24 protein-coding genes and 1 pseudogene are annotated in these 24,223 nt (G+C 70.5%); 16 read left to right on the top strand and 9 right to left on the bottom strand.

The window, feature by feature from the left end:
• Nucleotides 1-7: 7 nt before the first annotated feature.
• A complete protein-coding gene (recN, locus tag GXW78_RS24685) occupies nucleotides 8-1,684 on the top strand; it encodes a DNA repair protein RecN (protein ID WP_211871575.1) in 1,677 nt (558 codons plus the stop codon).
• 366 nt (nucleotides 1,685-2,050) lie between these two features.
• Here the strand turns inward: recN and GXW78_RS24680 are convergent, their stop codons facing one another.
• Both GXW78_RS24680 and GXW78_RS24675 read right to left on the bottom strand, forming a co-directional pair.
• Nucleotides 2,051-2,458 (bottom strand): VOC family protein, encoded by a 408-nt coding sequence (locus GXW78_RS24680; protein ID WP_211871574.1) that lies wholly within the window; start codon nucleotides 2,456-2,458, stop codon nucleotides 2,051-2,053.
• 16 nt (nucleotides 2,459-2,474) lie between these two features.
• Nucleotides 2,475-3,680 carry an acyl-CoA dehydrogenase family protein gene (locus GXW78_RS24675; protein ID WP_211871573.1) on the bottom strand — a complete coding sequence of 402 codons (1,206 nt, stop codon included), beginning with the start codon at nucleotides 3,678-3,680 and terminating at the stop codon, nucleotides 2,475-2,477.
• A 157-nt stretch (nucleotides 3,681-3,837) separates the two neighbouring features.
• Here GXW78_RS24675 and GXW78_RS24670 point away from each other — a divergent pair, with 157 nt between their 5' ends.
• The 6 genes and pseudogenes from GXW78_RS24670 (at nucleotide 3,838) to GXW78_RS24645 (ending at nucleotide 9,276) form a co-directional block, all read left to right on the top strand.
• Nucleotides 3,838-4,812: a Bug family tripartite tricarboxylate transporter substrate binding protein gene (locus GXW78_RS24670; protein ID WP_211871572.1), complete on the top strand. Its 975-nt coding sequence runs from the start codon at nucleotides 3,838-3,840 to the stop codon at nucleotides 4,810-4,812.
• 46 nt (nucleotides 4,813-4,858) lie between these two features.
• The gene (locus GXW78_RS24665; RefSeq protein ID WP_211871571.1) at nucleotides 4,859-5,368 is read left to right on the top strand and encodes a GNAT family N-acetyltransferase; all 510 of its coding nucleotides are present in this window, start codon (nucleotides 4,859-4,861) and stop codon (nucleotides 5,366-5,368) included.
• The gene (locus GXW78_RS24660) at nucleotides 5,365-5,844 is read left to right on the top strand and encodes a GNAT family N-acetyltransferase (RefSeq protein WP_211871570.1); all 480 of its coding nucleotides are present in this window, start codon (nucleotides 5,365-5,367) and stop codon (nucleotides 5,842-5,844) included. Before GXW78_RS24665 ends, GXW78_RS24660 begins: the two co-directional genes overlap by 4 nt.
• Nucleotides 5,841-7,994, top strand: a complete 2,154-nt coding sequence (ligA, locus tag GXW78_RS24655; protein WP_211871569.1) for an NAD-dependent DNA ligase LigA — start codon at nucleotides 5,841-5,843, stop codon at nucleotides 7,992-7,994. Before GXW78_RS24660 ends, ligA begins: the two co-directional genes overlap by 4 nt.
• A gap of 127 nt (nucleotides 7,995-8,121) precedes the next feature.
• On the top strand, nucleotides 8,122-8,559 hold the full coding sequence (locus GXW78_RS24650; RefSeq protein WP_211871568.1) for an organic hydroperoxide resistance protein: 438 nt from the start codon (nucleotides 8,122-8,124) through the stop codon (nucleotides 8,557-8,559).
• A gap of 48 nt (nucleotides 8,560-8,607) precedes the next feature.
• Nucleotides 8,608-9,276 (top strand): annotated as a pseudogene (locus tag GXW78_RS24645) (LysE family translocator).
• On the opposite strand, the gene GXW78_RS24640 reads toward GXW78_RS24645, so the two are convergent.
• Together GXW78_RS24640 and GXW78_RS24635 are read right to left on the bottom strand one after the other, a co-directional pair.
• Nucleotides 9,248-10,072: a hypothetical protein gene (locus GXW78_RS24640; RefSeq protein ID WP_211871567.1), complete on the bottom strand. Its 825-nt coding sequence runs from the start codon at nucleotides 10,070-10,072 to the stop codon at nucleotides 9,248-9,250. The pseudogene GXW78_RS24645 and the gene GXW78_RS24640 sit on opposite strands and share 29 nt — an antisense overlap.
• Complete coding sequence (locus GXW78_RS24635) at nucleotides 10,057-11,832, bottom strand: aminopeptidase P family protein (RefSeq protein WP_211871590.1); 1,776 nt, start codon at nucleotides 11,830-11,832, stop codon at nucleotides 10,057-10,059. The genes GXW78_RS24640 and GXW78_RS24635 overlap by 16 nt, the downstream gene beginning before the upstream one ends.
• Nucleotides 11,833-11,993: 161 nt before the next feature.
• Here GXW78_RS24635 and GXW78_RS24630 point away from each other — a divergent pair, with 161 nt between their 5' ends.
• The 4 genes from GXW78_RS24630 (at nucleotide 11,994) to GXW78_RS24615 (ending at nucleotide 15,573) form a co-directional block, all read left to right on the top strand.
• Nucleotides 11,994-12,335: a DUF1127 domain-containing protein gene (locus GXW78_RS24630; RefSeq protein ID WP_211871566.1), complete on the top strand. Its 342-nt coding sequence runs from the start codon at nucleotides 11,994-11,996 to the stop codon at nucleotides 12,333-12,335.
• 144 nt (nucleotides 12,336-12,479) lie between these two features.
• Nucleotides 12,480-13,673 (top strand): MFS transporter, encoded by a 1,194-nt coding sequence (locus tag GXW78_RS24625; protein ID WP_211871565.1) that lies wholly within the window; start codon nucleotides 12,480-12,482, stop codon nucleotides 13,671-13,673.
• 86 nt (nucleotides 13,674-13,759) lie between these two features.
• Complete coding sequence (locus GXW78_RS24620) at nucleotides 13,760-14,404, top strand: LCCL domain-containing protein (protein ID WP_211871564.1); 645 nt, start codon at nucleotides 13,760-13,762, stop codon at nucleotides 14,402-14,404.
• Nucleotides 14,405-14,472: 68 nt separating this feature from the next.
• A complete protein-coding gene (locus GXW78_RS24615) occupies nucleotides 14,473-15,573 on the top strand; it encodes an LLM class flavin-dependent oxidoreductase (RefSeq protein WP_211871563.1) in 1,101 nt (366 codons plus the stop codon).
• Nucleotides 15,574-15,604: 31 nt separating this feature from the next.
• Here GXW78_RS24615 and GXW78_RS24610 read toward each other — a convergent pair whose 3' ends face one another.
• Nucleotides 15,605-15,940: a hypothetical protein gene (locus tag GXW78_RS24610; protein WP_211871562.1), complete on the bottom strand. Its 336-nt coding sequence runs from the start codon at nucleotides 15,938-15,940 to the stop codon at nucleotides 15,605-15,607.
• A gap of 122 nt (nucleotides 15,941-16,062) precedes the next feature.
• Between GXW78_RS24610 and GXW78_RS24605 the strand changes: the two genes are divergently transcribed.
• Nucleotides 16,063-16,317, top strand: a complete 255-nt coding sequence (locus tag GXW78_RS24605) for a flagellar basal body rod C-terminal domain-containing protein (protein WP_211871561.1) — start codon at nucleotides 16,063-16,065, stop codon at nucleotides 16,315-16,317.
• On the opposite strand, the gene GXW78_RS24600 is transcribed toward GXW78_RS24605, so the two are convergent.
• From GXW78_RS24600 to GXW78_RS24590, 3 genes are all read right to left on the bottom strand, one after another.
• Nucleotides 16,301-17,227, bottom strand: coding sequence for a 50S ribosomal protein L11 methyltransferase (locus GXW78_RS24600; protein ID WP_211871560.1), 927 nt, complete (start codon nucleotides 17,225-17,227; stop codon nucleotides 16,301-16,303). The genes GXW78_RS24605 and GXW78_RS24600 overlap by 17 nt on opposite strands.
• Entirely contained in the window at nucleotides 17,224-19,416 is a 2,193-nt protein-coding gene (locus GXW78_RS24595) for an ATP-dependent helicase (RefSeq protein WP_211871559.1), read from the bottom strand. The genes GXW78_RS24600 and GXW78_RS24595 overlap by 4 nt, the downstream gene beginning before the upstream one ends.
• Before the next feature lie 88 nt (nucleotides 19,417-19,504).
• Complete coding sequence (locus tag GXW78_RS24590) at nucleotides 19,505-20,008, bottom strand: pentapeptide repeat-containing protein (protein WP_211871558.1); 504 nt, start codon at nucleotides 20,006-20,008, stop codon at nucleotides 19,505-19,507.
• Nucleotides 20,009-20,118: 110 nt separating this feature from the next.
• Between GXW78_RS24590 and GXW78_RS24585 the strand changes: the two genes are divergently transcribed.
• Nucleotides 20,119-20,994, top strand: coding sequence for a hypothetical protein (locus GXW78_RS24585; protein WP_338147838.1), 876 nt, complete (start codon nucleotides 20,119-20,121; stop codon nucleotides 20,992-20,994).
• Between the two features lie 16 nt (nucleotides 20,995-21,010).
• Here GXW78_RS24585 and metF read toward each other — a convergent pair whose 3' ends face one another.
• The gene (gene metF / locus GXW78_RS24580) at nucleotides 21,011-21,943 is read right to left on the bottom strand and encodes a methylenetetrahydrofolate reductase [NAD(P)H] (protein WP_211871556.1); all 933 of its coding nucleotides are present in this window, start codon (nucleotides 21,941-21,943) and stop codon (nucleotides 21,011-21,013) included.
• A gap of 234 nt (nucleotides 21,944-22,177) precedes the next feature.
• On the opposite strand from metF, the gene GXW78_RS24575 reads away from it, so the two are divergent.
• The 3 genes from GXW78_RS24575 to GXW78_RS24565 all read left to right on the top strand — a co-directional run bounded on the left by GXW78_RS24575 (nucleotide 22,178) and on the right by GXW78_RS24565 (nucleotide 24,205).
• The gene (locus GXW78_RS24575; RefSeq protein WP_211871555.1) at nucleotides 22,178-22,990 is read left to right on the top strand and encodes an MlaA family lipoprotein; all 813 of its coding nucleotides are present in this window, start codon (nucleotides 22,178-22,180) and stop codon (nucleotides 22,988-22,990) included.
• A gap of 35 nt (nucleotides 22,991-23,025) precedes the next feature.
• Complete coding sequence (locus GXW78_RS24570) at nucleotides 23,026-23,658, top strand: MlaC/ttg2D family ABC transporter substrate-binding protein (RefSeq protein WP_211871554.1); 633 nt, start codon at nucleotides 23,026-23,028, stop codon at nucleotides 23,656-23,658.
• A gap of 106 nt (nucleotides 23,659-23,764) precedes the next feature.
• Nucleotides 23,765-24,205, top strand: coding sequence for a hypothetical protein (locus tag GXW78_RS24565; protein WP_211871553.1), 441 nt, complete (start codon nucleotides 23,765-23,767; stop codon nucleotides 24,203-24,205).
• Nucleotides 24,206-24,223: the final 18 nt, after the last annotated feature.

The raw sequence follows: 24,223 nt of genomic DNA, 5'->3' as shown, positions 1-24,223 counted from the left end.
CGGCACCGTGCTCTCCAGCCTCGCCATCCGCGACGTTGTCCTGATCGAGCGCCTGGACCTCGCCTTCGGTCCGGGCCTCACGACGCTGACCGGTGAGACCGGCGCGGGCAAGTCGATCCTGCTCGACAGCCTTGGCCTCGCTCTCGGCCAGCGGGCCGAATCCGGCATGGTGCGCGCGGGGCAGGCGCAGGCATCGGTCGCCGCGGCCTTCCACCCGCCCACCGGCCACCCCGCCTTCGACATGCTGCGTGACCAGGGCATCGAGCCCGAGGACGATCTCGTTCTGCGCCGCGTCGTGCAGGCCGATGGCCGGTCCCGCGCCTTCGTCAACGACCAGCCGGTCGGCGTCGCATTACTGCGCCGACTGGGCGCGCTGCTGGTCGAGGTGCAGGGCCAGCACGATCAGGTCGGCCTCGCGGACCCCACCTCGCATGGCGGCCTGCTCGATGCGTTCGGCGCGCTGGAGCCGCGCCGCGCGGCCGCAGCGGAAGCGTGGTCCAGCTGGCGCGCCGCCACTAAGCGCCTGCATGAGGCGCGCGAGGCGATCGCCGCCGCGCAGCGCGAGGAGGAGTGGCTCCGCCACGCCGTCGGCGAGCTCAAGGAACTGAACCCGGAGGAAGGTGAGGAGGAGAGCCTCGCCACCGAGCGCCAGCGCCTGCAGCAGGGCGAGCGCCGGGCGGAAGCCATCGCAGCCGCCATCGGCGAGCTGACGCCACGCGATCGCCGCAGCGCCTCCCCTGCGCGCGCCTTGCGTGAGGCCGCCCGGGCCCTGGAACGCCTGCCGCCGCCCAACGAGGATGCGCAGCCCGCGCTGGTTGCCCTGGCTACGGCGCAGGACGCGCTGGCCGAAGCCGAATCCGCCCTCACCCGCCTGATGCAGGAGGGCGGCCCCGATCCGCGCCGCCTGGAGGTAGTCGAGGAGCGCCTGTTTGCGCTGCGTGCCGCCGCGCGGAAGCATTCCGTCGCGGTGGTCGAGCTCCCTGCCCTCGCCGCGGATCTCCGCGCACGACTGGAAGCGCTGGACGCTGGCTCCGGCCGCGTCGCTGCGTTGGAACGCGACGAGGCCGCCTCCCGCAAGGCCTATCTCTCGGCTGCCGTCACCCTCACCGACGCCCGCCGCGAGGCCGCGGCACGGCTGGAGAAGGCGGTCGCGAAGGAATTGCCGCCCCTCAAGCTCGACCGGGCGCGCCTTGCCATCGACATCTCGGCAAGGGACGAAGCGGGCTGGGGGCCGGATGGCCAGGACCGGGTCGCCTTCCTCGTCGCCACCAACCCCGGCCAGACGCCGGGGCAGCTCGCGAAGATCGCATCCGGCGGCGAGTTGTCGCGGCTCATGCTCGCGCTGAAGGTCGTCCTGGCGCGCGGCTCGCCCGTGCCGACGCTCGTCTTCGATGAGGTCGATTCCGGCATCGGCGGCGCCACGGCGGCCGCGGTCGGCGAACGCCTGGCCCGCGTGGCGGAGCGCCTTCAGGTGCTCGTCGTCACCCACTCGCCACAGGTCGCCGCCCGCGGCACCGCGCATATGCGCGTGGCGAAGCAGGTGAAAGGCCAGCGCGCCGAGACACGCGTGGACACGCTGCCCAATACCGAACGGCGCGAGGAACTGGCGCGCATGCTGGCGGGCGAGAAAGTCACCGACGCGGCGCGCGCGGCGGCGGAGAGCCTGCTCGCGGATGGGCGGTAGCGGAGAGGGACCGCTTTACCGAGGTTCTGCGCGGCGGGTGACCAGAGAGGGGCGTCGCCCCTCTCCGGACCTCACCCCACCAAAGGCCGAAAGGCCTTTGGAAGCCTCCATTGGGTATCGAGCACAACGGGCGGTTCTCAAGGAGGCGAGGCGCGCCGTGCCAAGTGCCTGGGTTGATTCCAGGCGCCCGGCTTGGTGCGCTCCTCATTGTCGTTGGCATGACGCGGGCTCGGCACGTCGACACTGCCGCCCCTTGTCGTCTTGGACCTGGTCTGTCTGCGAAGGCGGCTTGAGGTTTCCAAAGGCCTTTCGGCCTTTGGTGGGGAGAGCCCGAGAGGGGCAATGCCCCTCTCGGTCCCGTCGCGGCTAAGCCGGCGCCGTCTCCGACGGCGGATAGTTCAGTTCCACCGCCACGCCATCGGGATCGTGGAGGAACAGCTGCGTCTGCCGGTCGCGAGGGATGACACGTTCTTCGAACGTCACGCCGTTCTTCGTCAGCCGATCGCGCATTTCTGCAAGGCCGGTACAGGAGAAGGCGATGTGGTCGAGCAAACCGGTCGGCCCGACGACGCGCTCCGGCCACCCGGCCTCGCGTTGCGGGCGCGGGCCGATCAGGTGCACGGTCGGGTTCCCGCCGCAGTACAGCCAGTACCCCTCGAAGCCGAGCGGCGGCCGGTAACCATCCTCGAGCCCCAACAGGTCCACGTAGAAATCCCGCGTCTTCTGCAGGTCCACGGGGCGGATGGTGTAGTGGTTCAGGCCTTCCAGCGGCATGGTCGCGTCTCCAGCATCAGAGGAAGCGGGGATGTGGCGTGAGGCCCATCAGATGCTGCCCCACGGTCTCGAAATGGGCGCGGCGAGCCTGGATCTGCTGCGTCACCGCGTGGATGTCGCGGAAGCGGCGCTCGAAGGGCTGGCTCTCGAAGATGGCGCTGGCGCCGGCTTCGGCCCAGGCGAAGTCCGCGGCCTCCTTCGCCTGATGCGTGGCGAAGGTGCTGGCGAGCCGGATGGCGACGCGCTGATCCGTCGTCATCACGTTGCCGGCGGCAAGGCTTTCCCAGACCTCGCGCAGCGTCAGGTGCAGCCCGGCCCGCGCGGCGCGCCAACGGCCCTCGGCCTGGGCGAGGCCGCTTTGCAGCGCCGGGCTGTCGCGCAGCATCCGCGTGCTGGACCAGGGCGTCTTCGCACTCGCCAGCGCCACGAAGCTGTCGAGCATGCCGCGCGCGATGCCGAGCGCGACGGAGGCGAAGCCCGTGGCGTAGAGATGCGTCGTGGTGAAGCGATACAGCGGCCCGTGGCCGAGGGCCTGACGTTCCTCGTCGCGATCGCGCCGCACAGTGTAGGCCTCGGGCACGAACAGGTTTGTGACGCTGTAGGTATCGCTGCCGGTGCCGCGCAGGCCCATGACCTGCCAGTTCTCGGTCATCGTGATGGCGTCGCGTGGGAACAGCATCGTGCGTTCGTACGGGCTGCCGTCGGGATTGCCGCGCATGGTGCCGTCACGCTCACGCACGCGGCAGTGGCCGCCGAACCAGGTGGCATGGCGGCCGCCGCTGGCGAAGGGCCAGACGCCGGTGACTCTGTAGCCGCCGTCGACGACTTCCGCGATCTGGTCGGGCCCGGCCGCACCCCAGGCAAGCGACGCGTCGCGCGGCCCCCAGATCGTGCGCGCCACCTCCGGCGATACATAGCCCGCCGCCATCGAGCATCCGGACGCCTGGCCAATGCACCAGGCGGTGGATGCATCGGCGCGCGCGATCACCTCCATCATGCGGCAGTAGGTTTCGGGCGTCGCCTCGTCGCCACCGATCGCGCGTGGCAGCAGCGCACGCACCAGGCGGGCATCGTGAATGGCCGCGAGCAGTTCGGGGGGTAGTTCGCGATCCTGTTCGATGCGCGCTGCCGCAGCTTCGATCATGGGCGCGATCGCGCGGGCACGGCTGACCGGATCATCGGCAAGCGGTGTCGGGAGCACGTATTGGCTCACTGCGCTCATGTCACCGCTTCCCCCGCCGTTCTTGTCGATCCTGGCTGGGTCGAGTGTGGCGCGCGGTCCTTCGCCCCGTCAATCGAGCGCTTGACGCAGGGGCGGACGGGTGGCCCGATCGCGGCTCAATGCCAGCGGGCGAACCGGTGGCGACGGGAGCGAAGACATGTCCAGCACCATCTCGCGCCGATCGGCGTTGACATTGCCCGCCGTCGCGGTCGCTGCGCCGGCGATCGCCCAGCCTGCCTGGCCAAGCCGCGCCATCCGCATCGTCGTGCCGAGTGCCGCAGGCGGCTACGACACTTATGCCCGCCTGATGGCACCGCGCCTGTCCGAGTTGCTGGGCCAGCCCGTGGTGATCGACAACAGGCCCGGCGCGAACGGCATCATCGGCATGACGGAAGTGCAGCGCAGCCCCGCCGACGGGCATGTGCTGCTGTTCGCGCATATCGGCGCTATCAGCGTGAACACCGCGATCTACCGCAACATGCCGCTGGATCCGGTGGAGGACCTCGCGCCGATCTCCGTGGCCGTCGCCTCTCCACTGGTGTGGGTGGTGAACCCGTCCTCCCCCTTCCAGGACATGAGCGGGCTGATCGCGCGGGTGCAGGCGGAACCGGATCGCTGGAACTATGCCAATCCCAGCTCGGGTTCGATCAACCATCTTCTGGTCGAGGATTTCAAGCTGCGGCACCGGCTGGTGATGCCGGGCGTGCCGTATCGCGGCACGCCGCAAGCGCAGATGGACGTGGTGTCGGGCCAGGTCCCGATCATGGTGGACAGCGTCGGTGCCGGGTGGGGACACATCTCCGCCGGGCGCGTGCGCGCGCTGGCGGTGACGGGGCCCGAGCGGTCCGAACGCATGCCGAACGTGCCGACGACGGTGGAGCTGGGGCTGGACCCGCAGCCCGTCGTCGCCTGGTATGCCTACATGGCCCCGAAAGCGACCCCACCCGAGGTACTTCGCCGCGTGAACGACGCCGTGAACGTGGTGCTGCGGGAGGAAGCGACGGTCGGCCGCTTCCGCGAGCTGGGCGCCGCGCCACGTCTCACCTCGCCGGATGAGACGCTGACCTTCATGCGGGCCGAGCGGGAGAAATGGGGCGCCGTCGCCCGCGCCGGCAACATCGTCGTCGAGTGATGCACGCGGCCTGACGCGGGCGGGCGCGTCCGGTATAGCGTTGCCGGTGTCCACTCCCCCGCTCCGCCCCGCCGAACGGGCCGCACAGGTCCGTATCAGACATGGTGAAGACCGCGATGCGGTGCCGTTGCTGGCACTGGTCGCGGCGCTGAACCGCGCCGAAGGCAACCCCTGCCTGGCAACCGCCGAGACGCTGCACCGCGACCTGATCGGCAAGGCCATCGTGGTCGTCGCGGAGGCCCCCGACGGCACGCTGATCGGCTACGCCACGGGCCACGCAACCTATGAGACCGGCCACGCCGAACCGGGCGTCTATGTCGGCGATCTCTATGTCGTGCCGGAGCGACGCCGCGAGGGTATCGCCCGCGCCCTGCTCGCCGCCATGGCGCGCTCGGGGCATGCGCAGGGGGCGCGCCATCTCTGGCTGACGGCGCGCGAGACCAACGGCGCCGCCCATGCCTTCTATCGCCGCCTCGGCAGCAAGGGAGAACCCGTCATGGCCTTCGCCGTCGTCCAGCAGGATTTCCTGAACCTCGCCGCGGAACCGCCGCGGTGATCCGGCCGGGCTGCATCGAGGACGCGGGCCAGCTCGCCGCCCTGTTCAACGCCATCAACAGCCTCGACGGCAACCCGCTGCCAGTGACGATGACCGCTACGCATGTCGAGCAGCACCTGCTCGGCCCGAGCCCCTGGTCGCTGCTGCGCGTCGCGGAGATCGACGGCGTCGTCGCGGGCTTCATCACCGCCAGCCCCGCCTATGATTCCGCCCGCGCCGCCGGCTGCTACATCGTCATCGACCTTTACGTCCATCCGGACTTCCGCCGCCGCGGCGTCGCCCGCGCGCTGATGGCGGCGATGGCTGCCGAGGGCCGCCGCAACGGCGCGGGATGCCTCTGGTGGGGCGTGGACGATGGAGACGACGAGGCGACCGCCTTCTACATCTCCCTCGGCGCGACGGTGGAAGATCACTTCGAAGGGCGTATCCTGGTCGGCGCCGCCTATGACACCCTCGCTGCCGAGGCCGAACCATGACCACGCTGCGCTCGCGCGATGTCGTCACGCTGACCGATGAGGAAGCCGCCGCGGAGCTCGCCGCCCTGGCCAGGGAGATCGCGCATCACGACGCGCTCTACCACGGCAAGGATGCGCCCGAGATCAGCGACGCCGACTACGACGCGCTGGTGCTGCGCAACCGTGCGATCGAGGCGAAGTTCCCCGAGCTGATCCGCTCCGACAGCCCGTCCCGTCGTGTCGGGGCCGCGACGGCGGAAGGCTTCGCCAAGTCCCGCCATGGCGAGCCGATGCTGTCGCTGAACAACGTGTTCGGCGCCGAGGAATTCGCCGAGTTCTGCGCCTCGATCCGCCGCTTCCTCCGGCTGACTTCCGACGACCCGCTGCCCTTCGTCGCCGAGCCCAAGATCGACGGGCTGTCGATCAACCTGCTCTACGAGGATGGCGCTTTCGTCAGAGGTACGACGCGCGGCGACGGCACCGAGGGCGAGGACGTCACGCGCAACCTGTTGACCCTGCCCGAGGCCGTGCTGCCGCGAACCCTGCGCGGCCCCGCTCCGGCGCGCATCGAGATCCGCGGCGAGATCTTCATGGAGAAGGGCGCCTTCCTCGCCTTCCGTACCGCGCAGGAGAAGGCGCTGGAGGAACGCGAGGCGCGCCGGGCGCGAGGCGAGAAGCTCGGCGGCGCGATCGTCGTGCCGGCCAATCCGCGCAATGCGGCCGCGGGGTCGGTGCGGCAGCTCGATCCGGAGATCACGCGGTCGCGCCCGCTGAAGCTGTTCGCCTATGCGATGGGGGCGGCAAGCGAGGCCCCCGCCGAGACGCATCACGGCTTCCTGGAACGCCTGGCATCCTGGGGCTTTGCGGTGAACCCGCTGTCGCGGCGGCTCGACAGCGAAGCCGACGCCGCGGCGTTCCAGGCGGGCACCGGCGAGCAGCGCGCCGCCCTGCCCTATGACATCGACGGCGTCGTCTACAAGATCGACCGCATCGACTGGCAGCGCCGCCTCGGCTTCGTCGGCCGCGCGCCGCGCTGGGCGACGGCGTGGAAGTTCCCCGCCGAGCAGGCCACGACGACGCTGCTGGACATTGAAATCCAGGTCGGCCGCACGGGCGCGCTGACGCCGCGCGCGGTGATGCAGCCCGTCACGGTCGGCGGCGTCGTCGTCCGCCACGCGACGCTGCACAATGAGGACGAGATCGCCCGCAAGGATGTCCGCATCGGCGACACGGTGATGCTGCAGCGCGCGGGCGATGTGATCCCGCAGATCCTCGGTGTGGTCCTCGATAAACGTCCGGCCGGTGCGAAGCCGTACGTCTTCCCGGATCACTGCCCGGTCTGCGGCAGCCACGCCATCCGCGACGGTGAGGACGTGGTGCGGCGCTGCACCGGCGGCCTGGTCTGCGCCGCGCAGACGGTCGAGCGGCTCAAGCATTTCGTTTCCCGCCGCGCGATGGATATCGAGGGGCTGGGCGAGGAGAACATCCAGAAGCTGTACGACGAGGAGCTGGTGCGCAGCCCCGCCGACATCTTCCGCCTCGGCGAGCACGCCGAGCGCATGCGGCAGTGGGAAGGCTGGGGCGCGCGATCGAAGAACGATGCGCGAAAGGTGACGAAGCTTCTCGACGCCATCGAGGCACGGTGCCACGTTCCGCTGGAGCGCTTCATCTTCGCCCTCGGCATCCGCCGCATCGGAGAGCAGAACGCGAAGCTGCTCGCGCGCCACTACCATACCCTGGAGGAATGGCGCGCGAAGATGATCGAGGCGAAGGTGATCGGCTCGGAGGCGCGGGAGGAACTCGGTTCCATCCAGGGAATCGGTCCGGCGATCGCGGAGGAGCTGGTGGAGTTCTTCGCGGAGCCACGGGCGCTGGCGGCCCTCGACGATCTGGCGAGGGAAGCCGCGCCGCTTCCCGCGGAAGCTGTCGCCGCCGCCGACAGCCCCTTCGCCGGCAAGACATTGGTCTTCACCGGCACGCTCGAGACGCTCACCCGTGACGAGGCGGAGGCCCAGGCCGAACGGCTCGGCGCGAAGGTGACGAAATCCGTATCGAAGAAGACGGATTTCGTGGTGGTCGGCGCCGACGCCGGGTCCAAGGCGACAAAGGCTGCGGAGCTCGGCCTGCGCGTGCTGACCGAGGCCGAGTATCGTACCCTGGCAGGGCTTTAGCGCCGCTCGGCGGCAGGTTCGCGACGCCGGGGGCATTGGTACCGGGCGCCCAATCGCCCGCCGCCGACTTGCCTCCGCCGTCCTGCGGCCCACCTCTGAAGGGCCAGCACAACGGAGAACGGCCCGCATGGACAAGATCGACGCCAAGTTCACCGCCATCGGCACCGCCACGGGCGGGCGCAACGGCCATACCGCCTCGGATGACGGCATCGTCTCCGTGGACCTGTCCGTGCCGAAGGCGATGGGCGGCCCTGGCAAGCCCGGCACCGCGACCCCTGAACACCTTTTCGCCGCCGGCTATGCCGCGTGCTTCGGCGGCGCGCTCGACTTCATCGGCCGCCAGCACAAGGTGAATGCCGCCGGCGCGACGATCACCGCCGCCGTGTCCATCGGGCCGCGGGAGGGCGGGGGCTTCGGCCTCGCCGTCACGCTGAAGGTCGAGGACCCCTCGGTCCCGCAGGCGACACTCGAGACACTGGCGAAGGAGGCGCATGAGAAGATCTGCCCGTACTCCCACGCCACCCGCGGCAACGTGGATGTGACGCTCGCCGTCCACGGCGGCTGAACGCATCAAGGCGCCTGATGCCGCGCATCAGGCCAATCTATTGGACCGATGGCGCATGGGTGGCGCAGGACGTCACCCATGCCCGTCGATCCCAGCCTTCTTGCCGGTTACCTGCTCGCCTGCGTCGTGCTCGTGCTGACGCCGGGGCCGGACATGGCCTTCGTGCTCGCGCAGACCATCTCGGGCGGGGCGCGGCGCGGCTGGGCGGCGACGCTCGGCGTCTTCACCGGCGCGGCGGTCCAGATCCTGGCCGCGGCCGCCGGCGTCGCGGCGCTGGTCGCGGCCAACCCCGCGTTGTTCACCACGCTGCGCGTCATCGGCGCGTTGTACCTCCTGTGGCTCGGTGTGCAGGCCATCCGGGCGGCGCTGCGCGGTTCGGGCGGGCTCGGCCATGGCGGGGCGCCGACGGTGTCTCTCGCCGCTGCGTGGCGGTAGGGATTCCTGACCAACCTGCTTAACCCGAAGGTCGGGCTGTTCTTCCTTGCCTTCGTGCCGCTGTTCGTGGACCCGGCGCGCAGCCCGCCCTGGGTGCAGATGCTGATCCTCGGCCCGCTGCTGCCGCTGATGTCCGTTCCCTTCTTCGCGGTACTGATCGCCGGCGCGTCGCGCATCGCCGGGCGGTTGCGGACCTCCTCCGCCGGGCGTTGGCTGGACGGCGCGGCCGGGACGCTGTTCCTCGGCCTCGGCGTCAGGCTGCTGGCGGGGTCGCCCCGCTGAACAGGGCATCGAGCCCGTCGCGCATCGCCGCCACCGGATCGCGGCCGGGCCCGCGGCTGACGCTCGCGATGTGGCTGCCCGGCAGCACCACATGCCGGGCACCGGGGATCAGCGCGCTGTCCACCGGCACCAGGCCGTCATTGGGTCCGTAGCCGCGCTTCTCCATCCATTGCGCGGCGGCCAGGTGCAGCCTTTCGCGCCCGCGCGCCTTGTGGTCATCCAGCGCCGTCGCCAGGCAGGCGACCGGCAGCGCGGCGAGAAGCCGGCGGATCGGTGCATCCGCCGCCGCCATCCAGGCGCGCCGCGCCGTGGTGGTCAGGTCGCGCACGCCCTCCTTCGTGCCGATCCGCAGAAGCCGTGCGAGGCCACCCGCCGCGGCTTCGAGCGGCTTCGCACCCACCACCACATCGGCGACCGGGCTGCCGTAGAAGGGCGACTGCATGGCGAGGAAGCCCACGCAGCGCGCCTGCGCCGCAGGGTCCAGCAGCGCGGCCAGCGCCTCCAGCCCGCCCTTGCTGTGGGCGATCACCAGGGCCGGCGCAGGGTCCGCCAGGATCTCGGCGCGCAGCCGCGCCGCATTGGCCGAGACCGATTCCGCCGTGCGCAGCTTCACCACCGAGACGAGCGCGCCCTGCTCCAGCAGCCATTCGGCCAGCGGCTGCATGTATTCCAGCCCGAAGGGCCGGAAGGCGACCGCGACCTCCCCCAGCAGGCCGTAGACCAGGAGCACCCGCTGCCCGGCGAGGCGGGGAGCGGCCCCGTTCTCGGGTCCGTCGGACGTCAAAGGGGCGCGCACGCCGCTCGCAGCCAATCCGCCGTCGCCGCGTCGAGTTCCGGCCCGACCTCCGCCAGCACCCGCGCGTGGTACGCATCGAGCCACGCGCGCTCCGTCGATGTCAGCAGCGAGGGTTCGATCAGAGCACGGTCGAAGGGTGCCAGGGTCAGCGTCTCGAAGCACAGGAACGGGCGGGTTGCCTGCGGCAGGTCCGCGGGCAGCACCAGCAGCAGGTTCTCCAGCCGGATGCCGTATTCGCCGGCGGCGTAGAAGCCGGGCTCGTCGGACAGGATCATGCCCTCGCGCAGCGGAACGATGCGGGCCGCACGGCTGAACGCCACCGGCCCTTCATGCACCGACAGGAAGGAGCCGACGCCGTGTCCCGTGCCGTGGTCGTAGTCGAGCCCGACATCCCAGAGCGGCCGGCGCGCCAGCGCATCCAGGTGCGGCCCGGCGACGCCGGCGGGGAAGCGCGCCGTCGCCAGGGCGATGTGCCCCTTCAGCACGCGCGTCACCCGGTCCTTAAGTTCCGGTGCCGCGACGCCCGGGCCGGTCCAGAGCGTGCGCGTGATGTCCGTCGTGCCGTCCAGATACTGCGCGCCGGAATCGATCAGATAGACCTCGTCGGGCGCGATGCGGCGGTCGGTCTCGGGCGTGACGCGATAGTGCACGATGGCGCCGTGCTCGCCGGCGCCGGAGATGGCGGGGAAGGATTCCGCGCGGAACATCGTGACGTCCTGGCGGAAGGCGAGAAGCTGCGCGGCGGCCGAGATCTCGGTCAGCTTGCCCTTCGGCGCCTGCGCCGCGAACCAGGAAAGGAAGCGCGCCATTGCCACCGCGTCGCGGCGATGCGCCGCGCGCGCGCCGTCGCGCTCCACCGCGTTCTTGCAGGCGCGCGGCAGGCGGCAGGGGTCCTCGCCAATGCTGATTTCCGCACCCGCCTGCTTCAGCCAGTCGGTGAACCACGCCGGCGTCGCATCGGCATCGATCCGCACGCGCCGCCCGCGCAGCGCATCGAGCGCGCGCGGCAGTTCCTCACGCGGGCGGACCACCACCTGGTTGCCGAGGTGCACCCGCGTCTCGGCCGGCACCTTCTCCGGCGCCATGAACAGCTCGACCCGCGCATCGGCGTGCAGCAGGGCGAAGCCGAGGGCGAGCGGCGTATGCGCGAGATCCCCGCCACGAATGTTCAGCAGCCAGGCCGCTGAATGCGGATCGGCGAGCACCGCGGCGGCCTCGCCTGCGTCCCGCAGCGCGGCCGCCGCCTCGGCGCGCTTCTCCTCGGATGGCTTGCCGGCCTGTCCGAGTGCATGTGGCACGGCCTCTGCCAGCGGCGGCGCCGGCCGGTCCGCCCAGGCGGCGTCGACCGGGTTGGCCGGAAGCGGCACCAGATGGACCCCCGGCACGGCCAGGCGTTCCAGCGCCGATACCGAATGCAGCCAGGGATCGTAGCCGATGGCGAGGTCCGTCCCGTGCGCCTTCAGCCACTCGGCCGGCGGCTCATCCGTGATGTGGCGGCATTCCCACAACGCCGGATCGGTCTGGTCGCGGACCTGCAGCGTATAGCGCCCGTCGGTGAATACGGTCGCGCGATCCGGCAGCACGATCGCCATGCCGGCAGAGCCGGTGAATCCGGTGAGCCATGCGAGACGCTCTGCCGAGGGCGGCACATACTCGCCCAGATGCTCATCGGAGCGCGGGACGATGAAACCTTGCACCCCGGCACCGGCGAGGCGGGCACGAAGGGCGGCGAGGCGATGGGCCGGCGACGGGGACGTGATCTTCGTTACTCCATAATTGCCGACAGTCACACGAATGAATGCGATTGACGCATGGCTCCATCGTGACCTTGGCGCATCACCTGTGGCAGCGGCGCACCTATATTGCACCTGCGAAAGGTTGGCGCCCGGAACGAAGCGCCACCAGACCAAGGACACTTATCATGGACGCCCGTTTCACCAAGGCCGAGGCCGCCCTTCTCCTCCCGAACGCCACCGCCGCTTCGCGGCGCGAGGCCGAGGTCGAGGCGATCCGGCTGGCCGCCGCCGCCGCCCGCAACGAAGCGATCGCTACCCTGTTCCTGCGCGGCCTGCGCCGGATCACGGCCGCGATCGTCGGGCTGCCGCATCGCTTCGCCACCTACAATGCGCTGCGCGCCCTGTCGGACCGCGAGCTGCGCGACATTGGCATGACGCGCTACGACATCGGCCGGGTCTTCGATGCCGACCTGAATCCGCGCCCGGCGAATGACGCCGGCGAGCGGCCCTCCCCCCGGGCCGCCTGACGCGGCGGGGCCGCGGCATCGCCCCCGCCGCGGCCCCACCCCTGCACCGGCGCGCCGCGCCGGCTTTCAAGAGGGCGAGCCCTGCGGGGCTGCCATGCCGCGGTAACGGTTGCCGAGGCGCAACGTGACGGCTGACATCGCAGCATGCCCGCCGCCGCCTGGATCATTGTCCTCTCCGCCGCCGCCTCGGTCTCGCTGTCGCTCGGCGCGCGCCAGACCTTCGGCCTGTTCCTGCTGCCGCTGGGCGTGGAGCACGGCATCAGCGCCACGGTGCTCGGCGCCTCCGTCGCCATCCACAACCTGGTCTGGGGCATCAGCCAGCCCTTCGCCGGCGCGATCGCCGACCGTCTCGGCACGGGGCGCGTCGCGCTGGGCGGCGCGGCGATCTACGCCGCCGGCCTGCTGCTGCCGGCCATCGCGCCCAACGCCGCGACGCTCCTGATCGGCATCGGCATCCTGACCGGCATCGGCACCGCCGCGGCCGGTGCGGGCACGGTGCTCGGCGCCGTCGCGCGCGCGGTGCCGGAGAACAGGCGGGGCGATGCGCTGGGCCTTGCCTCCGCCGGCGGCTCGATCGGGCAGGCAGCCATGGTGCCATTCGCGCAATGGGCCATCGAAAGCGGCGGCACCTCCTTCGCCTTCGCCATGCTCGCCTCGACGATGCTGCTCGCCCTGGTGATCTGTCCCCGCCTGGAGTGGCACGCGCCCATCCGCGTGGCCGGCGCCGCGCCTGCCGGCATCGCCGGCTTGCCGGCGCTGGCCCGCCAGGCACTCGGCGACCGCGACTTCGCGCTGCTGACGGTCGGCTTCTTCGCCTGCGGCTTCCAGCTCGCCTTCCTGACCATGCACCTGCCGTCGCATCTGGCGCTATGCGGCCTGCCGACGGGGCTCGGCGTGACCGCGCTGATGCTCATCGGGCTGTTCAACATCCCTGGGTCCTGGTTGTGCGGGCGGCTCGGCAACGTGATCCGGCCGGAGATCGCCCTCGGCGGGATCTACCTGCTGCGGACCATTGCCGTCGCGATCTTCGCCGCGACCGTGCCCACGGCATGGGGCACCATGATCTTTGCCGCGGTGATGGGCTTCATCTGGCTCGGTACGATTCCGCTGACCTCGGCGGCCATCGCGCGGCGCTTCGGCGTGGCGAATCTCGGCGCGCTGTACGGCGTGTGCTTCCTCTCGCATCAGGTCGGTGGATTCATCGGCGCCGGGGCTGGGGCCATCGTGCTCGACACCACCGGGTCCTATGATGCGTTCTGGCCGGTGATGATCGGCGTCGGGCTGGTCGCCATCCTCACCAACTGGGCAACGCGTGCGCCACGTCTCGCCCCGGCGTGAGGCACGTCACCGGCCGCGGCCCACGGCGATTGTGACGGAACGATCCTGTTCGTAGCCTTCATTCATCACCCTGCCGGAGGGAATCGGTGAAGCGCCTCGTCCTGATGCTCGGCCTGCTGGTCGCACCCCTTGCGCCCGCCGTAGCGCAGCCCGCCTGTCCCGGCGATTTCGAAGGCCAGTCCGCGCCGGTCGCCTGCCGCTGCACGGCGGAGGCCGCGCGGACCGGCAGGGTCTGGGGCAGCGGTCCCTATACCACGGACAGCAACGTCTGCCGCGCCGCGGTCCATGCCGGGGCTATCCCCGGATCGGGCGGCATGGTCATCGTGACGCCGGTCGATGGCCTCATCGCCTATGGGGGCAGTACGGCGAACGGCATCGCGACGCTGGACTATGGCGCCTGGCCGGCCTCCTTCACCGTGGCCACGGCTGATGGCGCGGCGGGTCTAGCCTGCCCCGGCGATTTCCAGAACCACAATGCCGCGCTGTCCTGCCTGTGCAGCGCCGAGGCGACGACGACCGGCATCGTCTGGGGCACCGGCACCTACACCACCGACAGCCGCATCTGCCGCGCGGCCGTCCATGCCGGCGTCATCCCGCCGGGCGGCGGGCAGGTCACCGTCGAACCCGCGCCCGGGCTGCCATCCTATGACGGCAGCGACGCGAACGGCGTCGCGACCTCCGCCTATGGCCCGTGGCCGGCGTCCTTCGTCTTCAGACGTCTGCAGAAGTAGGGCGCCGCATTCTCAAACGGCGATCCAGCCCATAGCATCCATCGGGCGCAAGGTAAGGACACCGTCCGATGCAACTCGGCCTGTTCATGATGCCGCTGCACCCGCCGCAGCGGCCGATGCACGAGACGCTGGCCGAGAATACCGAGAAGTCGCTGCTCGCCGACCGGCTCGGCTTCAACGAGCTATGGGTCGGCGAGCATTTCTCTGCGACCTCGGAGCCCATTCCCTCCCCGCTGATGTTCATGGCCGGGTTAATCCACCGCACGACGCTGACCTTCGGCACGGGCGTGATCAACCTGCCGAACCACCACCCGGCGATCGTGGCGGCCGAGGTCGCGCAGTTCGACCACATGTCGAACGGGCGGCTGCTGTTCGGCATCGGCTCGGGCGGCCTCGCCTCGGATTTCGAGCTGTTCGGCGACATTCCGCCGCCCGAGCGCGGCAAGCGCATGATCGAGGCCTTCGAGACGATCCAGCGCATCTGGTCACAGGACCCGCCCTACGACATTCCCGGCGCGACCTGGCCGATCCGGCTGTCGCGCACCGTCACGCCCGAATACGGCGTGGGCTTCATGCCGAAGCCCTTCCGGCCGGGCGGCCCGCCGGTGCATGTCTCCGCACGCCAGCCCGACAGCTTCAGCGTGACGACGGCCGCCGCCCGCGGCTGGGGCGTGATCAGCGCGAATTTCGTCGCCCATCGCGTGCTGGCCGGGCATTGGCGCGGACTGACGAAGGGGCTGTCGGAATCCGGCCGGCGGGTCGACGGGTCGAACTGGCGCGTCGCGCGCAACATGGTCATCGCGGCCAGCGATGCCGAGGCGAAGGCGCGCGCCACCGCGCCGGAAGGTTCGACGCACTACTACTACGACTATCTCGGGACGCTCGCGAAGCGCGCCGGCCTCGCCGCGACCATGACGCCGCGCGACGACATGGACCCCGCCACCTGCAGCACCGAGGAGATGATCGATGCCTGCGTCATCGCCGGGTCGCCGCAGACCGTGCTCGACCGGCTGGTCGCGCTGCGGGAGGAGACCGGGCCCTTCGGGCACCTGCTGATGCCGGGGCTCGACTGGTCCGGCGTGAATGCGGCCTGGGAGGCGGAGACCATGAAGCGGCTGGCGCAGGAGGTGATGCCGAAGCTGCGGCAGCATGTGGCAGCGATCGGATGAGCGAAGCGGCGGCGTTCTCCGTCCGCCAATCTCACGTCGCGCCGAGCAGGCGGACCGCGCACCAGCCGGCCAGCGCGCCCAGCAACAGGCCGCAGGCGCCGAACCACAGGACGTTGAACCAGAAGGCCAGCGGCCTCGTATCGCGCAGCACCACCCCGAAACGCTCGGGAAACGCCCCGCTGCGCAGCGCCTCGATCACCAGATGCCCGACGACCGCGGTCAGCGGAGCCGCCAGCACCAGCCCGATGAGCCACGGCGCGACTGCATACTCCGCAACGGCCGTCACCACGGCGTAGAGCAGCAGCCCCAGCACGGCACACAGCGCCCCGGTCTTCGCGATCTGCCAAAGGGCCTGCCGGGCTTGCATGCGGCCAGGATCGGCCGGCGGCCGCCCGCCTTCAAGGCGGTCCGCTCCGGGTTAACCTCTTCTCAATCCCTGTCGCGCATCATGGGACGATGCAGATCGGCGCAACGGCATCCATCCAAGGCATGCAGCGTGCGGCGGAACGGATTGACCGCGCCGCCGCGACCATCGCAAGCCCCGTGCCCGAAGCCGCGCGCGGTGCCGATCCCTCCCCCGCGCCACCGTCCGGCAATGACGCGCTGACCGCCGCACAGGCGAGCGGCGACCTGGAACGCAGCATGGCCGAGGCGATCCAGGCCCGCCGCGCCTATGAAGCCAATGCCCGCGCGCTGGAACGCAACGACGCGATCCAGCGCCGCGCGATCAGCCTCGGCGCCTGAGCACCAGCGTCGTCCAGGGACCGACGTCGATCCGCCGTTCCAGCACCAGCCCCTGGCGCTGGTGCGCCGCCAGCACCATCCGCGCCTGCGTGCCCAGCAGCCCAGCCAAGATCGCCGTGCCGCGCGGGGCGAGGTGCAATGCGAGTTCGCGCGCCATGGCGCAGAGCGGCCGCGCCAGGATGTTCGCGAAGATCAGGTCGTAGCGGACGCCCTTCATCAGCCGCGGCTTCCAGCCATCGGCGAGGATCGAGCGCATCCGCCGCGGCGTCAGCCCGTTCATCCGCGCATTCTGGTCGCAGACGCGCACGGACCAGGGCTCGATATCGGTGGCGAGGACGCGGGACGGCACGGTCTTGGCCGCCGCCATCGCGAGGATGCCCGAGCCGCTGCCGAGGTCGCAGACGCTGCGCGGGCGGCGGTGGGCGATGGATTCGTAGGCGCGCAGGCAGCCCTGGGTGGAGGCGTGCTCGCCCGATCCGAAGGCAAGGCCGGCATCCAGCTTCAGCACCGTGCGGCCATAGGTCGGCGGGTCCGGCACATGGGTCGGGCGGATCAGGAACCGCTTCCCGATCGGCATCTCCGGAAAGGCCTGCACGGTGCGGGCGAGCCACCCCTCGGCCTCCACCGGCGCCGCGACGACCGCCGGGGGGTCGATGCCCGCGACGGCAGCGGCGAGCGCCAAAGCGGCATCCAGTTCCTCATCGCGGGCCCCGGCCTCGCGCACGCCTTCCACACGCCAGGTGTCGCTCGGCTCGTCGCGGAAATAGGCGACGGTGGAGCAAACCTGCTCCAGCGCGGCCTCGAAGACCGGCACGGCGTGTTCGGGCAGGCCCTCGATCACCAGGGCTTCCAACGGTTCGGCGCGGCGGCGGGAGAGCGCGCCGGGGGCATCGGGGCCGGACGGCCTCATCCGATCTTCTCCACGAAAGAGTCGAGCAGGCGCTTGTCGCCCGCCTTCTCGAAAGCGATGTCGAGGCGGTTGTCCTCGATCGCCGTGATGCGGCCATAGCCGAATTTCTGGTGGAAGACACGCTCTCCGACCTTGAAGGCCGATGTCGCGGCAGCGCGCGGCTTCACCTCCCAGGCGCCGGCTTCGATCATCCGGCGCGGGCGCTGGGCGAACATGCCGCCGCCGGCGAAGACCGAGGGACCGGGCCGCGCGCGCTGCGTGTTGCCTTCGCGGATGATCTCGCCGGGCGGAAGTTCGTCGAGGAAGCGCGACGGAATCTGGGATTGCCAGTTGCCGAAGATGCTGCGGTTCGCCGCGTGGCTGATCACCGCCACGCGACGCGCGCGGGTGATGCCGACATAGGCGAGCCGGCGTTCCTCCTCCAGCGCCTTGTCGCCGCCCTCATCGACGCTGCGGCGGGAGGGGAAGACGCCTTCCTCCCAGCCCGGCAGGAACACCATGTCGAATTCGAGACCCTTGGCGCCGTGCAGCGTCATCAGGGACACGCGCTCGCCCTCCGCCGCCTCGTCATTGTCCATCACCAGGGCCACGTGTTCGAGGAAGGCGGCCAGGCTCTCATAGTCGGCCATGGCGCTGACGAGTTCCTTGAGGTTCTCCAGCCGGCCGGGCGCCTCGGGCGACTTGTCCTGCTGCCACATCGGCGCGTAGCCGCTTTCATCCAGCAGCGTCTGCGCCATGACGATGTGGCCCGCGCCGTCGAGCATTGCGCGCCAGCGCTCGAAGCCCTGCAGCAATTCGCGCAGCGCTTCGCGCGCCTTGGCCTGCTTGATCACGCCGGTTTCCAGCGCGCGCGCGGCGGCGAGCGACAGCGGGATCGATTCCGCACGCGCGATGCCGTGCATCGCCTGCATCGCGGTGTCGCCCAACCCGCGCTTCGGGAGATTCACGATGCGCTCGAAGGCGAGGTCATCGGCCGGCTGCGCCACGACGCGGAAATACGCCATGGCGTCGCGGATCTCGGCGCGTTCGTAGAAGCGCGCGCCGCCGACGATGCGATAGGGCAGGCCGATCGCGATCAGCCGTTCTTCGAGTGACCGGTTCAGGAAGCCCGCGCGCACCAGGATGGCGATCTCGCCCAGCGATTGGCCGTCGCGCTTTGCCGCCTCGATGCGGTCGCCGATCATGCGGGCTTCCTCGTCGCTGTCCCAGCTGGACACGACGGTGACCTTGTCGCCATCGGCATCGGCGCGACCCGGGCGCAGCGTCTTGCCGAGACGGTCGCTGTTCTTCGCGATCAGGCCCGAGGCGGCGGCGAGGATGTGGCGCGTCGATCGGTAGTTGGATTCCAGCCGGACGATCTGCGCGCCGGGGAAGTCCTTCTCGAAACGGAGGATGTTCTCGATTTCGGCGCCGCGCCAGGAATAGATCGACTGGTCGTCGTCGCCGACGCAGCATATGTTCTTGTGTCCCTGCGCCAGCAGCCGCAGCCAGTAGTACTGGACCAGGTTGGTGTCCTGGTACTCGTCCACCAGGATGTAGCGGAAGCGGCGGTGATAGTCGGCGAGGATGTCGGGGTTCTTGCGCAGCAGCGTCACGACGTGCAGCAGCAGGTCGCCGAAGTCGCAGGCGTTGAGCGCCTTCAGCCGGTCCTGATACGCCACGTACAATTCCGTGGCGCGGCCGCCGGCGTAGTCAGTGTCCTCGGCTGGGGTGACGGCCTCAGGCTCCAGCCCGCGGTCCTTCCAGCGCTGGATCGCGGCCATCAGCCCGTTCACCGGCCAGCGCTTGGTGTCGATGCGCTGCGCTTCCATCACCTGCTTGAGCAGCCGGTTCTGGTCGTCGGCGTCGAGAATGGTGAAGTTGGAATTCAGCCCCACCTGCTCGGCATGCCGGCGCAGCATCCGTGCCGCGAGGGCGTGGAAGGTGCCGAGCCACAGCCCTTCGGCGGGCTGCTGCAGGATGGCGGAGACGCGCTCGCGCATCTCCCGCGCAGCCTTGTTCGTGAAGGTGACGGCGAGCACCTGCGAAGGCCAGGCCTTACCCTGCAGCAGGATGTGGGCGAAGCGCGTGGTCAGCACCCGCGTCTTGCCGGTTCCGGCACCCGCGAGCACCAGCAGCGGACCATCCACGGCCTCCACCGCCGCGCGCTGTTCCGGGTTGAGCCGGACCAGATAGTCCGCGTTGCTCATGATGGGCCGTGCCCTTCGGGTTCGTCCGCCCTGGTGACAGATAGAAAAAGGAGGGGGTTCGGGGGAGTTCCCTCCCCCGCCTTCTGTCTCACTGGCAGTTCCCCACCGACCCGGCCGCGCAGACCCGTCGCCCGTCCGTCCATCGCGCGCCGCCGAGGATCGCGCCCGACAGGTTCGCCCCGCCCAGATTCGCTCCCGACAGGTCGGCATCCGTCAGGTCCGCGCGAAACAGTGTCGCGCGCCGCAGGTCGGTGCCGGCCAGGATCGCGCGTTGCAGGTTGGCCCGCGTCAGGTCGGCGTTGCGCAGGTTGGCGCGTGTCAGGTCGGCGCCCGACAGGTCGGCGGAGACGAAGCGGGCCTCGACGGCATCCGCCTCGATCAGCTTGGCGCCGGCGAGGTTCGCGCGCTGGAAGGTGGCGTCGCGGATCGTCGCGCGCGTGAGGTCCGCGCCGGGGAGTTCGCTGCTGTCCTGCAGACAGCGCCGCCACTCGACCCCTGGGGCGGGCGGATCGGTGCAGCCGGCGAATGCCGGCCCGGCAAGAACGAGGACCAGCCCCGCGATGAGGGAAGGGAGCGAGGATGGTGTATGCACGCCGAGGGATATAGAACTTCCCGGGAACGTCTCCAACCGCTGGACGGGCTGCCCTGGTACTTCTGCGCTTCCTCGAATGGTCGGCCCGCCAGGGCGGGATGTTGCTGGCGGTGGGCATCTTCGCCGGCCTGTTCATTCCGCCGCTGGCAGCGATGTTCCGGGACGTCGTCACCATCACGGTCGCCGGGCTCATGACGCTGGTGCTGCTGCGCGTCGATCTGGCGCAGGTGGTGGGGTATCTGCGCCGGCCTGTGCTGGTGGGGGCGCTGACGGTCTGGCTGCTGCTGATCATGCCCGTCCTGACCTACGGCGTCGCGATGGCGGCGGGGCTGGACGGGCCGCTGGGCGCGGCGCTGGTGATCAGCGCGACGGGCTGCGCGGCGACGTCGTCACCCGCCTTTGCCCGGATGGTGGGGCTGGACGGGGAGATCAGCCTGGTCGTGGCGGTAGTGACGACGCTGCTGGTGCCGTTCACGGCGCCGCCGCTGGCGCTGGGACTGATGGGGATCGACCTCGCCATCTCGCTCGGCGGGCTGATGGCGCGGCTGGCGCTGGTGGTCGGGCTGCCGCTGCTGATTTCGATCGTCATCCGTCGGCTGACGGCGGAATCGACGCTGCGGCGACTAGGCCCGGCGGTGGATGGCGGCGTGGTGTGGCTAGTCGTGCTGTACGGCTTCGGCGTGATGGACGGGATGCTGGCGCGGCTGCTGGCAGAACCGGCCTGGGTGCTGGGCGGGCTGGCGCTGGCCTTCGCGGGCAATGTCGGGATGAATGTCGCGACCGCCCTGGCCTTCCTGCCGGCCGGGCGGCGGCTGGCGCTGGCCGGCGGGCTGCTGGCGGGCAACCGGAACATGGCGCTGTATCTGGCTGTGCTGCCGGCGGCGACGGATGAACGGATCCTGCTGTACTTCGCGCTCTGCCAGTTCCCGCTGTTCCTCAGCCCCTTCCTGTTGCGGCCCATCTATGCCCGGCTGCGGCCAGGCTGATCAGCGCCACGCCGCGTCAGCCCGCCTTCGGCCGCGCCCCCAGGATATGCGCGATGGCATAGGTCAGGTCGGGCCGGTTCAGCGTGTAGAAATGGAACTCATCCACGCCGTTCGCCTGCAGCAGCCGGACCTGCTCGGCGGCGACCACCGCGGCGACCATCCGGCGGGTCTCCGCATCGTCGTCGAGGCCCTCGAACAACTGGCCCATCCAGCCCGGCACCGAGGCGCCGCACATCGCGGAGAAGCGCTGCACCGAGCCGAAATTCGTCACCGGCATGATGCCGGGCACGATCGGCACGGTGATGCCGGCGGCGAGGCAGCGGTCCAGAAAGCGCAGATAGACATCGGCATCGAAGAAGTACTGGGTGATCGCCCGCGTCGCGCCGGCATCGATCTTGCGCTTCAGGAAGTCGAGGTCGGTGTCGGCCGACAGCGCAGCCGGATGGGTTTCCGGATAGGCGCCGACGCTGATCTCGAAATCCCCGATCCGCCGGAGGCCGCGCACCAGGTCCTCCGCCTGGGCGTAGCCGCCCGGGTGCGGCTCATAACGATCAGCCCCTGCGGGCGGGTCGCCGCGCAGTGCCACGATGTGGCGCACACCGGCTTCCCAGTAGCGGCGGGCGACGGCATCCACCTCCTCCTGCGTCGCGCCGACGCAGGTCAGGTGCGCCGCCGGCGTCAGGCTGGTGTCGGCGACGAGGCGCGCGACCGTCGCGTGGGTGCGTTCCTGCGTGCTGCCGCCGGCGCCGTAGGTGACGGAGACGAAGCGCGGCGCCAGCGGCTCCAGCCGGCGGATGCAGGCCCAGAGCTGTTCCTCGAGCTTCTCGGTCTTCGGCGGGAAGAACTCGAACGACAGGCGCGGCGCCGGCAGGGCAGCCGGGGCCGGCAGGCCGGCCACGCGCGGCCCGGTCAGCCAGCGGGCCAGCGTTCCGCTCAGGGCCTGGTTCATTGCGCGCATTCCTCGTCCGCTGCTCGCCGGGGGCCCGGCGGGCGCTCCTCTCGCCCGTCCAGGCGGCGCTGGCAAGACGGCGCCTAGCCGCCCGAACTGGAACCCGGCCGCAACAATGCCATGTTCATGATGGCGCGTGACGGCGCCGCGGCCGCAAACCCGGTTCCAAGGGCGTTCGAGACATTGTATTCCGGCCTCATGTTTCCGCCCCGATCCGGTCTGCTGCATGTCCTCATGCTCACTGCGGCCCTCTCCGCCGCCGGCTGCGCCACCCGCCCTGGTGACGACGATCCGGAAGGTCAGGCCGAGTTCCGCGAAACGAACGACCCGATGGAACCCACCAACCGGGCATTGTTCGAGACGCATGAGGCAATCGACCGGAACGTGCTGCAACCGGTGGCCGAGGCGTATCGCGACCTGACGCCGCAGGGAATCCGGATCGCGGTGCGTAACGTTCTTGGCAACCTGCGCGCGCCGGTGATCCTCGCCGGCGATCTGCTGCAGGGGAACGTATCGCGGGCGCGCATCACGCTCGGCCGCTTCATGGTCAATTCCACGATCGGGGTGGGCGGCATCGTCGACGTCGCCCGCGAATGGGGCGTGCCCGGCCACAGCGAGGATTCGGGCCAGACCCTCGCGGTCTGGGGCGTTCCGGAAGGTCCCTATATCTTCGTACCGCTCCTCGGCCCCTCGAATCCGCGGGATCTGGTTGGCCAGGGTCTCGACTTCGCGATCAATCCGCTGAGCTGGTTCGGCCAGGGCGCGATGGTCGATGCACTTGGGTGGACGCAGCTCGGCCTGACCGTGCTCGACACGCGGGAGGTCCTGCTGGAGCCGATCGACCAGGTGCGCGCCACCTCGCTCGACCCCTATTCGACGCTGCGCTCCGCCTATCGCCAGCGGCGCGGCTACGAGATCCGTAACGAGGAGGATCGCGGCCGTGTCGTAGGACCGTCCGGCGTCACGGGCTTCGGCCAAGCCGTCACCGGCCCGGCCGGCCGCGATGCCGTGGTTCCGCCCGGTGAGCAGGCGCCGCCGGCGCGATGACTCGGCAAGCCGCCCTCCCATCCCATATGTGCACCATGACCCGACGGCTCCTCCTCACCGCCCCGTTCCTCGCTGCCGGCCTGATCGCGCTCCCGCGTGTTGCCGGTGCCCAGGTCGATCCCGCCCGCGCCACCGCCTTCATACAGGGGGCCGGCAACGAACTGGTGACCGCCATCAACGATCCGCGGCTCGACCTCGCCACGCGGCGGGAGCGGGTGGCGGCGACGCTGCGACGGACCATCGACATCGAAGGCACGGGCCGCTTCATCCTCGGCCGCTACCTGCGCCAGGCGAGCCCGGCCGAGCTCCAGGAATACATCCGGCTGTTCGACGACATCATCGTGCGCAACCTTTCCGCCCGTTTCGGGGAGTACCGCGGGGTTCGCTTCTCGCTCGGCCGCAGCCAGCAGCGGACCGAGGAGGACGTGCTGGTCAACACCATCGTCGAGCGCCCCAACACACCGGCATTCTCGCTCGACTGGCGGGTCAGCGAGGTCAACGGCCAGCCCCGCGTGGTGGATGTGATCGCCGAGGGGACCTCCCTGCGGCTGACCACACGCAGCGAGTATTCGGCCGTCATCCAGCGGAACGGCGGCCGGGTCGCCGCCCTGCTCGATGCCATGCGCAACCAGATCGCGCAGCTCGCGGCGCGCGAGGGGCGCGGCTGACGCGGCCGCGCCGCGGATAACCCCCGGTTACGCGCGCGGCACAATCCATGTTGCACCCGCGACGGCTGGGCGCGATGCTCGGTCCGGCCGCTGTGGGGGCTCCGCCATGACGACACTGACCATCCAGGACCTGTTCAGCGAGAAGGCCGCCCTGGCGGCAAAGCGACGCGCCGAGGCCGAGGCGGCCGATGCGCAGCACTCGGCGGAACTCGCCGCCTTCTCCGAGCGCGTCCAGACCTATGAGATCACGGACGAGGATCGCGAGCGCGCCATCCGGCGCATCAGGCGGGCCTTCGATGCCGGCGACCGGGAACTGATGCTCATCAAGTTCCCCTCCGTGCTGTGCGAGGACGGCGGGCGGCGCATCAACAACCACCTTTCCGGCTGGCAGGACACGCTGCCCGGCGTCTTCCGGAAGATCTATCTGTGGTGGGACAAGGAACTGAAGCCGGGCGGCTTCACCTTCTCCGCCCGTGTCATCGACTTCCCCGGCGGCATGCCGGGGGATGTCGGCCTGTTCATCGGGTGGCCGCAGAGCCTCGACTGAAAGCCTGGCGCGGCCACG

The organism is Neoroseomonas terrae (assembly GCF_018129025.1).
Lineage (GTDB): Bacteria > Pseudomonadota > Alphaproteobacteria > Acetobacterales > Acetobacteraceae > Neoroseomonas > Neoroseomonas terrae.
The sequence above is the reverse complement of the archived record's forward strand: the minus strand, read 5'-3'. Positions and strand labels throughout refer to the sequence as shown.

What these genes read in the sequence shown, in the direction of transcription:
- GXW78_RS24570 (WP_211871554.1), top strand. Translation starts at nt 23,026, where the DNA reads ATGACCCGACGGCTCCTCCTCACCGCCCCGTTCCTCGCTGCCGGCCTG.
- metF (WP_211871556.1), bottom strand. Translation starts at nt 21,943, where the DNA reads ATGAACCAGGCCCTGAGCGGAACGCTGGCCCGCTGGCTGACCGGGCCG.
- GXW78_RS24615 (WP_211871563.1), top strand. Translation starts at nt 14,473, where the DNA reads ATGCAACTCGGCCTGTTCATGATGCCGCTGCACCCGCCGCAGCGGCCG.
- GXW78_RS24610 (WP_211871562.1), bottom strand. Translation starts at nt 15,940, where the DNA reads ATGCAAGCCCGGCAGGCCCTTTGGCAGATCGCGAAGACCGGGGCGCTG.
- GXW78_RS24675 (WP_211871573.1), bottom strand. Translation starts at nt 3,680, where the DNA reads ATGAGCGCAGTGAGCCAATACGTGCTCCCGACACCGCTTGCCGATGAT.
- GXW78_RS24565 (WP_211871553.1), top strand. Translation starts at nt 23,765, where the DNA reads ATGACGACACTGACCATCCAGGACCTGTTCAGCGAGAAGGCCGCCCTG.
- GXW78_RS24630 (WP_211871566.1), top strand. Translation starts at nt 11,994, where the DNA reads ATGGACGCCCGTTTCACCAAGGCCGAGGCCGCCCTTCTCCTCCCGAAC.
- GXW78_RS24595 (WP_211871559.1), bottom strand. Translation starts at nt 19,416, where the DNA reads ATGAGCAACGCGGACTATCTGGTCCGGCTCAACCCGGAACAGCGCGCG.
- ligA (WP_211871569.1), top strand. Translation starts at nt 5,841, where the DNA reads ATGACCACGCTGCGCTCGCGCGATGTCGTCACGCTGACCGATGAGGAA.
- GXW78_RS24600 (WP_211871560.1), bottom strand. Translation starts at nt 17,227, where the DNA reads ATGAGGCCGTCCGGCCCCGATGCCCCCGGCGCGCTCTCCCGCCGCCGC.
- GXW78_RS24650 (WP_211871568.1), top strand. Translation starts at nt 8,122, where the DNA reads ATGGACAAGATCGACGCCAAGTTCACCGCCATCGGCACCGCCACGGGC.
- GXW78_RS24680 (WP_211871574.1), bottom strand. Translation starts at nt 2,458, where the DNA reads ATGCCGCTGGAAGGCCTGAACCACTACACCATCCGCCCCGTGGACCTG.
- GXW78_RS24575 (WP_211871555.1), top strand. Translation starts at nt 22,178, where the DNA reads ATGCTCACTGCGGCCCTCTCCGCCGCCGGCTGCGCCACCCGCCCTGGT.
- GXW78_RS24605 (WP_211871561.1), top strand. Translation starts at nt 16,063, where the DNA reads ATGCAGCGTGCGGCGGAACGGATTGACCGCGCCGCCGCGACCATCGCA.
- GXW78_RS24625 (WP_211871565.1), top strand. Translation starts at nt 12,480, where the DNA reads ATGCCCGCCGCCGCCTGGATCATTGTCCTCTCCGCCGCCGCCTCGGTC.
- GXW78_RS24670 (WP_211871572.1), top strand. Translation starts at nt 3,838, where the DNA reads ATGTCCAGCACCATCTCGCGCCGATCGGCGTTGACATTGCCCGCCGTC.